Source organism: Amycolatopsis halotolerans, from assembly GCF_042647905.1.
Classification (GTDB): domain Bacteria; phylum Actinomycetota; class Actinomycetes; order Mycobacteriales; family Pseudonocardiaceae; genus Amycolatopsis; species Amycolatopsis halotolerans.
On the sequence record NZ_JBHRWI010000042.1, the window covers coordinates 271,372 to 284,117 of the forward strand.

Annotated in this window: 9 protein-coding genes; 6 read left to right on the forward strand and 3 right to left on the reverse strand. The window is 70.7% G+C overall.

Annotated elements, in window-relative coordinates; genetic code table 11:
- Positions 1–24 precede the first annotated feature (24 nt).
- Together ACFORO_RS31795 and ACFORO_RS31800 are read right to left on the reverse strand one after the other, a co-directional pair.
- Positions 25–1,170 (reverse strand): GDSL-type esterase/lipase family protein, encoded by a 1,146-nt coding sequence (locus tag ACFORO_RS31795; RefSeq protein ID WP_377872646.1) that lies wholly within the window; start codon positions 1,168–1,170, stop codon positions 25–27.
- Between the two features lie 44 nt (positions 1,171–1,214).
- The gene (locus ACFORO_RS31800; protein ID WP_377872644.1) at positions 1,215–1,697 is read right to left on the reverse strand and encodes a hypothetical protein; all 483 of its coding nucleotides are present in this window, start codon (positions 1,695–1,697) and stop codon (positions 1,215–1,217) included.
- Positions 1,698–1,768: 71 nt separating this feature from the next.
- On the opposite strand from ACFORO_RS31800, the gene ACFORO_RS31805 reads away from it, so the two are divergent.
- The 4 genes from ACFORO_RS31805 (at position 1,769) to ACFORO_RS31820 (ending at position 9,570) form a co-directional block, all read left to right on the forward strand.
- The gene (locus tag ACFORO_RS31805) at positions 1,769–3,007 is read left to right on the forward strand and encodes an aminotransferase class I/II-fold pyridoxal phosphate-dependent enzyme (protein WP_377872642.1); all 1,239 of its coding nucleotides are present in this window, start codon (positions 1,769–1,771) and stop codon (positions 3,005–3,007) included.
- Positions 3,008–3,073: 66 nt separating this feature from the next.
- Complete coding sequence (locus ACFORO_RS31810) at positions 3,074–4,168, forward strand: FAD-dependent monooxygenase (RefSeq protein ID WP_377872641.1); 1,095 nt, start codon at positions 3,074–3,076, stop codon at positions 4,166–4,168.
- Positions 4,169–4,195: 27 nt separating this feature from the next.
- A complete protein-coding gene (locus ACFORO_RS31815) occupies positions 4,196–4,660 on the forward strand; it encodes a YbjQ family protein (protein ID WP_354745469.1) in 465 nt (154 codons plus the stop codon).
- A 104-nt stretch (positions 4,661–4,764) separates the two neighbouring features.
- Positions 4,765–9,570, forward strand: coding sequence for an RHS repeat-associated core domain-containing protein (locus tag ACFORO_RS31820; RefSeq protein WP_377872639.1), 4,806 nt, complete (start codon positions 4,765–4,767; stop codon positions 9,568–9,570).
- 45 nt (positions 9,571–9,615) lie between these two features.
- On the opposite strand, the gene ACFORO_RS31825 is transcribed toward ACFORO_RS31820, so the two are convergent.
- Positions 9,616–11,412 carry an AMP-dependent synthetase/ligase gene (locus ACFORO_RS31825; protein WP_354745466.1) on the reverse strand — a complete coding sequence of 599 codons (1,797 nt, stop codon included), beginning with the start codon at positions 11,410–11,412 and terminating at the stop codon, positions 9,616–9,618.
- Positions 11,413–11,524: 112 nt separating this feature from the next.
- Between ACFORO_RS31825 and ACFORO_RS31830 the strand changes: the two genes are divergently transcribed.
- Positions 11,525–11,935, forward strand: coding sequence for a polyketide cyclase / dehydrase and lipid transport (locus ACFORO_RS31830; protein ID WP_377872637.1), 411 nt, complete (start codon positions 11,525–11,527; stop codon positions 11,933–11,935).
- A 9-nt stretch (positions 11,936–11,944) separates the two neighbouring features.
- Complete coding sequence (locus ACFORO_RS31835) at positions 11,945–12,739, forward strand: metallophosphoesterase family protein (protein ID WP_354745462.1); 795 nt, start codon at positions 11,945–11,947, stop codon at positions 12,737–12,739.
- Positions 12,740–12,746 lie beyond the last annotated feature (7 nt).

Consider the following 12,746-nt stretch of genomic DNA (forward strand, 5'->3'; position numbering starts at 1 on the left):
ATGAGGGCAAAGACCAACCGGGCCTCAGGCCGCGAACGGGCCACCCGCCCCGAACACCTGCTCAGCAAACCTTTCCCCCGCACCCCGATGCGTAGCCGCGTCCGGATGCAGCGCGTCCGGCAGGGGATGCGCAGCGAAGTCCTCTTCCCCGTACAGCGAAAGCCCGTCCACGTAATACAACCCCGGATCCTCCCGCGCCGTCACGATCTGCGCCAGTTCCTCCCGGATCACCTTCAACGTCAGCTTCCCCTCCGCCACCGCAGAAGGATCGCCTGTCGCCTTGAACCGCAGCGTTCCGGCGCTGAAGTCCGGCGCACCCGGCCCGGGCGTGTCCTCGTGGATCGGGCACAGCCAAGGCGAGATCACCACCAGCGGAACATCCGGATGACCCTCCCGGATCGTGTCCAAGAACCCATGCACTGCCGGGCCGAAAGCGCGCAATCGCATCAGGTCCGCGTTCACCACGTTGATCCCCAGCTTCACGCTGATCAGATCGGCGGGCGTGTCCCGCATCGCCCGTGCGGTGAACGGGTCCAGCAGTGCGCTCCCGCTGAAGCCCAGGTTGATCAGGTCCACCCCGGCGGCCGCGGCGGCGAGCGCGGCCCACGTCTGGGACGGCCCGGCCGCACCGGTGCCGTGGCTGATCGAGCTGCCGTGGTGCAGCCAGACCCGTCCAGCGGGTGGCAGCGGCGTGCTCGGGGCCGTGGTGCGCAACGCGACCAAGCGAGTGGTTTCGTTGTGCGGCAACCAGATCTCGACGTCCTTGACGCCCGAGGGCAGATCGGAGAACCGGACTGTGCCGGGCGGGCCGGGGCGGGTTTCGCCGGAGCCGGTCATCATGTCGAGGATCAGTTCGTCGCCGCCGGAGACCGTCGCGGAGCCGGCCGGGCGGCCGTTCAGGACGAGGTCGTAGTTGCCGTCCGGCAGCGGCGGCACGCCCGCGTAGCCGACCTTCGTGCGGTGGGTGTCCAGTTCGATGGCGGTCGACTCGGTGCGGAACACCAAGCGCACGCCGGACGGCTGGGTCTCGGCCAGCGCGAGCCTGCTGTCGGTGTTCTGCGCCCGCGCCCGTGCGGTCAGCCGGTGCGGCAGCAAGCCCTGCGGCGTGCGTTCCAGCTCAAGCGCACCGCGCACGAACTCTTCGCCGATCTCGGTGGTGATCCACTGCATGCCGCCGAGTCTGCCGTCCCCGTCCGCGCGCCGCCAACGGGATATCAGCCGTCCCAGACTCCGGCGCCCTGGCGCAGCACCGCGACCGGGGCGGCCTCGGCGGACGGCCACAGGTCCAGCACGTACCGGAAATGCTCGCCGAATTCGTGGTCGTGCCATTCGGCGTCCGGCGGGCCGCTTTCCACATAGGACACTCGGACTCGGTACCGGCCGGGCGGGACCGCGATCCGGTGTTCCTGGCGCGCGTAGTCGGCGGGACCGGCCAGCGTCGCCTCGCCGCCGGGGACGTCGAGATCGGCTTCCACGACGTGGGACGCGTCCGGCAGCACCGGCGGTGCCGCGGCGTCGACCGACACGTCGACCTCGACCCAATCGGAGCGCGCGGTCGCCACGGAGAGCGACGACGGCTCTACCGCGACGCGGTGCACGGACACCGCCTCATCGGTCCATCCGCCGTCGCCGGGACGCCAGGCGTCCTTGTCCCGCAAGGAGAACTGCCGTTGCTCGGCATGCACCAGGTACCGCACGGGTCCCACGCTAGCCCACGAGAGCCGGGGGTCACCCGAACTGGCTTGCGCGAGCGGTTTAGCGTGGTGGTATGACCACAGCTCCTGTCGACGTCGACACCGCCCGTCGCGACTACGCTGCGCTGGTCGAGCGCGGCCTGTCCCTGGACATCACCCGCGGCAAGCCGTCGCCCCGGCAGCTCGACCTCTCCGCAGATCTCCTGACGCTGCCGAACGGCCAGTACAAGGCCGAGGACGGCACCGACACCCGCAACTACGGCGGGCTCAAGGGGCTGCCGGAGCTGCGCCGCATCTTCGCCGACGCGCTGCAAGTGCCGGTCGAGCAGCTGTTCGCGGCGGGCAACTCCAGCCTGGAGCTGATGCACGACACCATCGCCCAGGCGATGCTCAGCACCCTGCCGGGCGCCACCCGCCGCTGGGCCGACGAGCCCCGCATCGCGATGCTGTGCCCGGTGCCCGGCTACGACCGGCACTTCGCGCTCGCCGAGCGGTTCGGCATCGAGCTGATCCCGGTGCCGATGACCGAAACCGGTCCGGACATGGACGTCGTCGAGCGGCTCGTCGCCGACGACGCCGCGGTCAAGGGCATCTGGTGCGTGCCGAAGTACTCCAACCCGACCGGCGTCACCTTCAGCGCCGAGACCGCCGGACGGCTCGCCGCGATGCCGACCGCCGCGCCGGACTTCCGGATCATCTGGGACAACGCCTACGCGGTGCACCACCTCACCGACGACGAGCCGGAGCTGGCCGACATCCTCGCGCTCTGCGCCGAGGCCGGTAACCCGGACCGCGCGTTCGTGTTCGGCTCCACCTCGAAGATCACCTTCGCCGGGGCCGGCGTCGGCTTCTTCGGCGCGTCCGAGGCCAACCTGGCCTGGTGGCAGAGCGTGCTCAGCAAGCGCACCATCGGCCCGGACAAGGTCAACCAGCTGCGCCACGCGCTGTTCCTCAAGGACGCCGACGGCGTCCGCGCGCTCATGCGCCGGCACGCCGAGCTGATCGCGCCCAAGTTCGCCGCCGTCGAGCGCATCCTCTCCGAGGAACTGGGCGACCTGGCGACCTGGACCAAGCCGACCGGCGGCTACTTCATCTCGCTGACCGTGCCCGAGGGCACCGCGAAGGAGGTCGTGCGGCTGGCCAAGGAAGCGGGCGTCGCGCTGACCCCGGCCGGGGCCACCCACCCGCACGGCGACGACCCGGCCGACGCGGTCATCCGCATCGCGCCGACCTTCCCCGAGCTGCCCGAGGTGGAGGAGGCCGTCCGCGCCCTCGCCGTCTGCGTGCGGCTCGCGGTCGCGCAGCGCGCCTGAGCACTGGTTCCGTGCCGCCGCCACCCGCTACGGTGGCGGCGGCACGGTCGTATCCAGGGGGGCGCGATGCGCGTTTTGATCGCAGGCGGCGGAGTCGCGGGCACGGTCGCGGCGATGGCGCTGCAGCTGGCCGGGCACGAGCCGGTGGTGTTCGAGGCGCATCCCAGCGGGGGAGCGGACGCGGGCGCGTTCCTCGTCGTGATGCACAACGGCATGAACGCGTTGCGCGCGATCGACGCCGATTCTCCGGTGATCGAAGCGTCCTTCGCCTCGACCGGCATGGAACTCGTCGGCCCGGACGGGACCACGCTCGGCGCGCACGAATTCGACCGCGAACTCGACGGCCCGCGCACCCTCACTCGTGCCGCGCTTTACCGTGCGCTGCAACAGGAAGCGGAACGGCGCGGAATCCGGATCGTGCACGGCAAGCGTCTCGTCTCCGCCACTGACGGCGTCACCGCGACCTTCCAGGACGGCACCACCGAGTCCGGCGATGTGCTCGTCGGCGCGGACGGACTCCATTCCGTCGTCCGCACCCTCATCGACCCGAGCGCCGAGCCGCCGCGCTTCACCGGCTTGACCGTGGTCTACGGCTACACCCGCGCCGAAGGATTTCCCGCCGCGCCCGGCATCTACCGGATGGTGCGCGGCAGCCGCGCCGCGTTCGGTTACACCACCGCGCCGGACGGCGCGACGTTCTGGTTCGCCCGCGTCCCCGACTCCGAGCGCTCGCGCGCCGAGATCGCCGCCGTCGCCCCGGAAGGCTGGCGTGAGTTCACCCACGCCGCTTTCGCCGACGACCCGCTGCCGTGCGCCGCGATCGTGGCCGCGACCGGCGACGACGTCCGCGGCGGCCATTCCTACGACCTGCCGACCACCCGCGTCTGGTCCACGTCGTCGATGGTGCTGGCCGGGGACGCTGCCCACGCGGCGTCGCCCGCTGCCGGGCAGGGAGCGTCGATGGCGCTGGAAGACGCGGTGGTGCTCGGCCAGTGCCTGCGCGATCTGCCGGACGCGCCCGCGGCGTTCGCGGCCTACGAACGGCTGCGCCGCGCCCGGGTCGAGAAGCTCGTGGCGGCCAGCGCGGGCAACGACGTCGGCGGCGAGCGAGGATGGGCATACCGGCATCATCTGGACTGGACTGCGCGAATCACAGCGTGAGCGCGTCGCCGACGATACGATCCGCGCATGACTCAAGCCGCGCCACCGCAACAGCAGCAGCCGCAGTTCCCGATCCTGCTGTCCACGATGAACGATCTGCCCGGGTACCGCGTGGTCCGAGTGTTCGGCGAGGTCTTCGGGCTCACCGTCCGCAGCCGCAACATGTTCTCCAACATCGGGTCCGGGTTCAAGGCGATGGGAGGCGGCGAGCTCAAGGGCCTCACGAAGCTGCTGTCGGACTCGCGCCACGAAGCCCTCTTCCGGCTGTGCCAGGAAGCCATGCAGCACGGGGCCAACGCCGTGCTCGCGCTGCGCTTCGACTGCAACGAGATCGCGGGCACCGCCAGTGAGATCGCCGCCTACGGCACCGCGGTGTACGTGGTCCCGGACGGCGCCCAGCAGCAGGCTCCGCAACAGCAGCAGGCCGCCCCGCAGCAGCAGTACGCGCAGGCGCCGCAGCAGCAGTACCAGGCTCAGCCGCCGCAGGCCTGAGCCCCACGACAGGCTTGCCCGTGCGTCCAGCTCTGCGTGGATGCACGGGCAACTAGCGTGCGCGGCCGGAAAACGCCCCCGCCGTCCCGGATAGCGTTCTTCGTGTGAGCAACCCGTTGATCGCGGAGACGAAGGACTCGACCAAGGCGTATTCGGGCATCACCCTGCTCGAATCGGGCGAGATGGTGAAGTCCGGCATCGAATCCGGCGACTGGGCGTCGATCGCGATGGGGGCGGTCGGGGTCGCGCTGGACGTGCTGTCGACCGCGATGGACCCGTTCGGGTCGATCCTGGCGGCGGGCGTCGGCTGGCTGATCGAGCACGTCGGGCCGCTGAAGCAGGCGCTGGAGGCGCTGACCGGCAAGGCCGACGAGATCAAGGCGCAGGCCGAGACGTGGCAGAACGTCGCGAAAGAGCTCGAAAGCATCGGCAAGGACCTGACCGCCTGCGTCGAGAAGGACCTGCAGAGCTGGACCGGCGAGGCGGCCGACTCCTATCGCGAGCGGACCAAGGACGTCGCGAACCTGCTCGGCGCGGCGCAGAAGGGCACCGAGGGCGCGGCGTCCGGGGTGAAGACCGCGGGCGAGGTCGTCGCGGCTGTGCGGATGCTGGTGCGCGACATCATCGCGCAGCTCGTCGGGCACCTGATCAGCTGGGCGCTGCAGGTGCTGTTCACCGCCGGGATCGGGATGGCGTGGGTGCTGCCGCAGGTGGTCGGCGCCGTCGCCAAGACCGCCGCGCAGCTCGCCAAGATCACCAAGCAGCTGGTCTCCGCGCTCAAGGCGCTGATGCCGCTGCTGAAGAAGGCGGGCGTCCTGTTCGAGGACGCCGCGAAGGCGTTGAAGGGCATCAAGGGCGGCAAGCCCAAGCCGTCGGGCGCGCCGAAGAACATCGAGACCAAGCCGAAGTCGGAGCCCAAACCCGAGCCCAAGCCGGAGAACGGAAAGGGCGGGGATTCGACGACCGCCTCGGGCGATCACTCCGGGCCGCCCAAGGACGAGGTGAAACCGCAAGGCGACCATTCCCCGCCGCCGAAGGACGAAACGAAACCGCAGGGCAACCACTCCGAGCAGCCGAGGAGCGAGGAGCCGCCGCCGGACCGGAGCGGCAACCAGGGCGAGTCCGGCAAGACACCGCCGAAGGACGACCCGAAAGCCGCCGACACCCGGGGCGGCGCGGACGAGTGCAAGACCGCGGGAGACCCGGTCGACGTCGTGCGGGGCTCCGTCCTGATCGAGGACGTCGACCTCGAACTGCCGAGCCCGCTCGTGCTCGAACGGCTGCACGTCTCGTCCTACCGGTCCGGCCGCTGGTTCGGCCCGAGCTGGACGTCGACGGTGGACCAGCGGCTCGAAGCCGACTCCGAAGCCGTCCGGTTCTACGCGGCGGACGGCCGGATCCTGGTGTACCCGCGCACCGGGGAGCCGGTGCTGCCGCTGGAAGGCCCGCGCCGCCCGCTGACCGCGACCGACGACGGCGGGTATCTGCTCGTCGATCCGGTCAACGGCACGGAATCGCGCTTCGGCCCCGGCCGAGGCGGCGTCTTCCCGCTGCTGAGCGCGACCGACGCCGCGGGCGACCGGATGGACGTCGAGTACGACGAAAGCGGCGCTCCCCGGCTGATCCGCCACTCGGCGGGCTACCGCGTGGCGCTCGACGCCGAGGCAGGCCGCGTCACCGCGATCCGGGTGCTCAGCGAGGGCCAGGAACCGGTGCTGGTCCGCACTTTCGGCTACGACGACCACGGCCGGCTGGTCCGGGTTTTCAATTCCTCCGGTGTGGCAACGCACTACGACTACGACGCCGACGGCCGGATCACCGGCTGGCAGGACCGCAACGGCATCTGGTACCGCTACATCTACGACGCCGACGGCCGCTGCATCCGCACGGTCGGCGACCGGGGCGTGTACGACGGCGAGTTCGCGTACGACCGCGAGCAGCGGATCACCCGCTACACCAACGCTTTGGGCCACGTCACGGAATTCCACTTCAACGAGGCCTCGCAGCCGATCAAGGACGTCAGCCCGCTCGGCGCGGCCACAGTGTCCACATGGGACCGTTACGACCGGCTGCTGTCGCGCACCGACCCGCTCGGCCGCACGACCGGGTTCGAGTACACCGCCGAGGGCCTGCTCACCGCGGTCGTCCGCCCGGACGGCAGCCGCGCGCAGGTCAGCTCCGCGCCGGACGGGACGCTGACCGTTGCCGTCGAGACCGCCGAACGAACCTGGCGGCGCGTCTACCCGCCGGGCACCGCGCCGGACCTGTTCACCGCGCAGGCCGGGATCGCCGCGACCGAGTTCGCCCAGGACCGTCAGCTGACCGGGGGAGAGCCGCCGCGCGCCGAGCCCGACCCGGTGGAGCGCGACCAGTTCGGCCGCCCGCGCGTGGTGGCCGACGGCACCCGGTTCGGCTGGACGGTCGACGGGAGCCAGGCCAGCCGGACCGGCCCGTCCGGGCGGCACGAGGAATGGCGTTACGACGCCGAGGGGAACCTCGTGGAACGCACGGACGCCCGTTTCGAATACGGCCCCTTCGACCTGCCGGTCGCGAAGACCGACGCCACCGGAGCCCGCACCTCGTACGAGTACGACACCGAACTGCGGCTCGTCCGCATCACCGATCCGGCGGGCCTGACCTGGAACTACACCTACGACGCCGACGGCAGGCTCATCGCGGAAAGCGACTTCGACGGCCGCGAGCGGCAGTTCGCCTACGACGCGGCAGGTCAGCTCGTGCGGTCGGTCGACGGGCTGGGCGCGGTCACCGAGTACCGCTATGACGCGCTCGGCAACGTGATCGAGCGTCGCACGGACAGCGGCGCCATCCGCTACGAGTACGACCCCGTCGGCTTCCTCGCACGCGCCACCGAGGGTTCCTGCGTGCTGGAGATCGAGCGCGACGAGGACGGCCGCGTGGTCCGGGAATCGGTCGACGGCCGCGCGGTCGCGTACGTCCACGAGCCCTCTGGAATGCGCCGCACCACTCCGTCCGGCTCAGTCAGCGAGTGGAGCTTCGACGACGCCGGGAAGGCGGTCGCGCTGTCGACCGCCGGGCACGAAGTGCTTTTCCGCCACGACGAAGCGGGCCACGAGGTCGAACGCGTCCTGGGCGGAAACACCGTGCTGGCACAGGCTTTCGACGCCGAACACCAGTTGGTCGCGCAGACTTTGGCCGCGGGCAGCCAGATCCGGCAGCGGCGCGAGTACCACTACCGCCCGGACGGCCACCTGGTCGGCGTGGACGACACCCTGTCCGGCCCCACGCGATACCAGCTCGACGCCGTCGGCCGTGTCACGTCGGTGGCCCGGCGAGACGGCCAGGAGAGCTACCACTACGACCCGTCCGGAAACATCCGGCACGCGCAACTCCCGTTCGCCGAGGCGGATTCCGGCTCGCGCGGCTACACCGGAAACCGGCTCGCCGCGGCCGGTTCGGTGCGGTATGTCCACGATGGACAGGGGCGGCTCACCGCCCGTCACGAGAACTCGCGCACCTGGACCTACCGCTGGGACGCGCAGGATCGGTTGCTGGCGGTGGAAACCCCGGACGGCGTTGAGTGGCGCTACCGCTACGACCCGCTGGGGCGCCGCATCGCCAAACAACGCTGGCTGCCCGGCGCCGAAACCCCCGCCGAGGAGACCCTCTTCTCGTGGAGCGGCCAGCTCCTGGTCGAACAGGAACACCGGCTGGCCGGGTCCGCCCCGCTCACGCTGACGTGGGACCACCTGCCCGGCACCGTGCGCCCGGTGACGCAGACCGAACTGCTCGGTAAGAGCGCCCGGTTCTTCTCGTTCGTCACCGACCCGGTCGGCACTCCGGTGGGTCTGGTGGACGCCTACGGCACTGTCGCCTGGCGCGCGTCCGGTTCGCTGTGGGGCCGCACCCGCCCGGGCGCCACGCCGCTGCGGTTCCCCGGCCAGTACGCGGACGACGAGACCGGCTTGCACTACAACGTTTTCCGCTACTACGACCCCGGCACCGGGCGCTACCTGAGCCAGGACCCGCTCGGCCTCGCCCCGGCCCCGAACCCGGCCTCGTACGTGCCCAACCCGCTCGCCGACGCCGACCCGCTGGGCCTGGGCAACTGCCTGGGCAGGCAGAAATCCGGCCCGAACGACGAGGCGCGCCCGAACGAGACCCCCGGCGGCGGGAACAACGCCGGGCACGTGCAGGACAACAACCCCCCGCACCAGCCGCCCCGGGAGGAAACCCCGCCCCGCGAGCCGACTCCGCCGCCTCGCACCTTCGAGGAGAACGTCGCCGATTACCGGAACCGGCTCGGGATCGAGAGCGACCCCCGTTTCCTCCGGATCCCGGACGACCCGAAGGTCACCATGGGAACCTATCTGCGCGATCTTCCGCCGGAATACCGTGCGGGGCTGGACGAGAACCGGATGATCGGCGAATTCTTCGGGGACACGCCCGACATCCTCCGCAGCCCCAACGGGCGGTTCACCGACGCCGGGGAAACTCCCGCCAGCATGATGATGGAGCACATGGGCGGCGGTTCCTACCGGCGCGACGGCAACATCATCGCGCTGGGGGAGAACGTGCCCGAACGGACGATTTTCCACGAGATGGGGCACATCCGGCAGAACGAAAACGGCTTCCACGCCGGCAACACGAACGGCACAGTGCTCGAGTACCACAACGTGCTGCACAACGAGAACCGGTTCGGCGGCCCGCCGCGGACGGAATACAACCTCCAGAACATCACCCGGAACGCGCACTCCTACGACGAAATGGTGGAGCACATCGGCAATCTTCCCCCCGACAGGCAGGGGGCATCCCCGTCGGCGCTGCGCGAGATCGACGACTTCCTGGCCCACGACCCGAGGTATCGGAACGGGGAGGCGGACATCGTGCGGCAGAACATGGCCGACGAGTATTTCGGCAGGCCGCACTAGGAGCGGCACGCGAGGGGCGCGCCGGCCCGGCGCCCCTCGGCCGGGTCACTTCCGGTACAGCGCCTCGATGTCGGACGCGTAGTTCTTGTTCACCACGTTGCGCTTCAGCTTCAAGCTGGGCGTGATCTCGCCGCCCGCCTCGGTGAAGTCGTTGGCCAGCACGGTGAACTTCTTGATCGACTCCGCGTGCGAGACCTGCTTGTTCGCCTCGTCGACCGCCGCCTGGATCTCCGCGCGCAGGTCCGCGTCCTCGGCCAGTTCGGACACCGTCGCCTCGGCGGGCTTGCCGTGCTGGGACTTCCACGCCGGGAAGTACTCCTCGTCGACGGTCACCAGCGCGGCGATGAACGGGCGCTGATCGCCGACCACCATCACCTGGCTCACCAGCGGCGCGGCCTTGATGGTGTCCTCGAGACCGGACGGGGCGACGTTCTTGCCGCCCGCCGTCACGATGATCTCCTTCTTGCGGCCGGTGATCTTGAGGAAGCCCTCCGCGTCCAGTTCGCCGAGGTCGCCGGTGTGGAACCAGCCGTCGGTGAGGGCTTCCGCGCTCGCTTCCGGGTTGTTGTAGTACCGGCCGAACACGACGTCGCCCTTCAACAGGACTTCGCCGTCCTCCGCGATGCGCACCGAGGTGCCCGCGACCGGACGCCCGACGGTGCCGACGCGGAACGCCGCGCTGGTGTTCACGTTCGCCGCCGCGGACGTCTCGGTGAGGCCGTAGCCCTCGAACACCGGCACGCCGATGCCGCGGAAGAAGTGCGCCAGCCGCGCGCCCAGCGGGGCCCCGCCGGACACCGCGGCGATGCAGCGGCCGCCCAGCGCGGCGCGGAGCTTGCCGTACACCAGCTTGTCGAACACAAGGTGCTTCGCGCGCAGGCCGAGCCCGGCGCCGCCCTTTTCCTGCGCCTCGCTGTACGCGACCGCGGTGGCCTCGGCGGCGTCGAAGATCTTGCCCTTGCCGTCGGCGTGCGCCTTCTGCTTGGCGGTGTTGTAGACCTTCTCGAACACGCGCGGCACGGCGACCACGAACGTCGGCCGGAAAGTGCCGAGGTCCGGGACCAGGTTCTTCACGTCCGGCGTGTGGCCGAGCGTGACCCGGGCGGTGAGCGCGGTGATGGCGATCGCGCGGGCGAGGATGTGCGCGAGCGGCAGGAAGCACAGCAGCGAGTTGCCCTGCTCCATCAGCTCCGGGAACGCCTCGATGTCCGCGCGGATCTCGGCCAGCAGGTTCCGGTGGGTCAGCTCGACGCCCTTGGGCCGCCCGGTGGTGCCCGAGGTGTAGACGATCGTGGCCGTCTCGTTCGCGGTGACGCCGCGGCGGCGGGTGTGCAGGTCCTCGTCGGAGACCTCGGCGCCCAGCGCGGTCAGCTCGTCGACCGCGGGGGAATCGCCTTCGATCTGCCAGGTGTGCTCGAGCGTGCTGAGCCGCCCGCTGATCTCGTCGATCGCCTCGCGGTGCGCGCCGGTCTCCACGACGACGGCCTTGGCGGCCGAGTCGGACAGGATCCAGTACACCTGTTCGGGCGACGAGGTCTCGTAGATCGGGACCGTGACCGCGCCCGCGGCCCAGATCGCGAAGTCGACCAGCGTCCACTCGTAACGGGTCTTCGACATCAGCGCGACGCGGTCGCCGTGCCCGACTCCCGCCGCGATCAGGCCCTTGGCCACGGCCGCGACCTGGTCGGCGAAGTCCTTCGCGGTGACGTCCAGCCAGGTGCCCTCGACCTGCCGCCGGAAGCTGACCACGTCGGAGAACCGCTCCGCGTTCGCCCAGACGACATCGGCCAGATTCTCGTCGTCGGTCACCGGCTTCCCGGCGGGGGCGCTGTATTCGCGCACTCGGACCTCCGTGTTCGACGCGTGCGGTTACCCGCCAGTCAACTTAGCGTGCCGTAGACCTTAAGACCATGCTGGCACGGGGCGCGCGGCGAGGTCGTGACATCGTGTCCGGGTGCACGAACCGCCAGCTCTCGATCTTGTCGACGAGACCTTCCTCGTGGTGCCCCCATCGACGGTCGCGGCGGCCTTCGCCGACCCGGGTTCGTGGCGGCGGTACTGGCCCGACCTGGAGTTGCGGGTCTACACCGACCGGGGGGACAAGGGCCTGCGCTGGACCGTCACGGGCGCCTTGATCGGTACCATGGAGGTCTGGCTGGAACCTGTTCTCGACGGCACCGTGCTGCACTACTTCCTCCGGGCCACGCCGGCCGGTCCCGGCGGCGTCCCGCGCGAGCTGAGCCCGCGCGAACTGCGCCGCGAGTTCGACCGGCGGGCGCGCGCGGCGAAGGAAGTGGCGCTGCAGCTGAAGGAGATCCTCGAGGACGGGCGCGAGCCGGGGGTTCCGCCCCGGACCGTCGAGTAGGAGGCTCTTGTGCGGGTTCACGTCGTTTCGGACGTGCACGGCAACGCCGACGCGCTGAAGCGGGCGGGGGACGGGGCGGACGCGCTGGTCGTGCTCGGCGACCTGCTCGACTTCGTCGACTACCACGACCACGACAAAGGCATCATGGGCGTGCTGTTCGGCGCGGAGAAAGTCGGCGAGTTCGCCCGCCTGCGCCGCGAAGGCACCAGGGACGAGACGGTCGCCTACTCGCGCACGCTGTGGGCCACCCTGGACGACCCGGCCGCCGCGGTCGACGAAGCGGTCCGGGAGCAGTACTCCACGATGTTCGCCTCGATGACCGCGCCGACGTACGCGATCCCCGGCAACGTCGACGCGCCGTCCGCGTGGCCGGAGTTCGCCGGCGAGGGCGTGCACCTGGTCGACGGCGAGGTCGTCACCATCGGCGGCCTGCGGTTCGGCTTCGCGGGCGGTGCCGTGCTGCCGGACGGCGTGCTCCCGCGTCCGCGCAAGGGCGCGGCGTGGCGGCCGTACCTGCGGGCGCGCGAGGAGTTCGACGCGGCGGTCTCGCTGCTGGACCAGGTCGACGTCCTGTGCACGCACATCCCGCCCGCGGTGCCCGAATTGACCTACGACGTGGTCGCGCGACGCGCCGAACTCGGTTCGAAGGCGCTGCTGGACCTGATCCGGCGGCAGCGTCCGCGCTGGTCGGTATTCGGGCACGTGCACCAGCCGCTGGCCGTGCGGCGCCGGGTCGGGCACACCGAATGCCGTAACGTAGGTCACTTCAAGGAGACCGGGCAGCCGTACGTGCTGCGCTGGTGACTGTGCT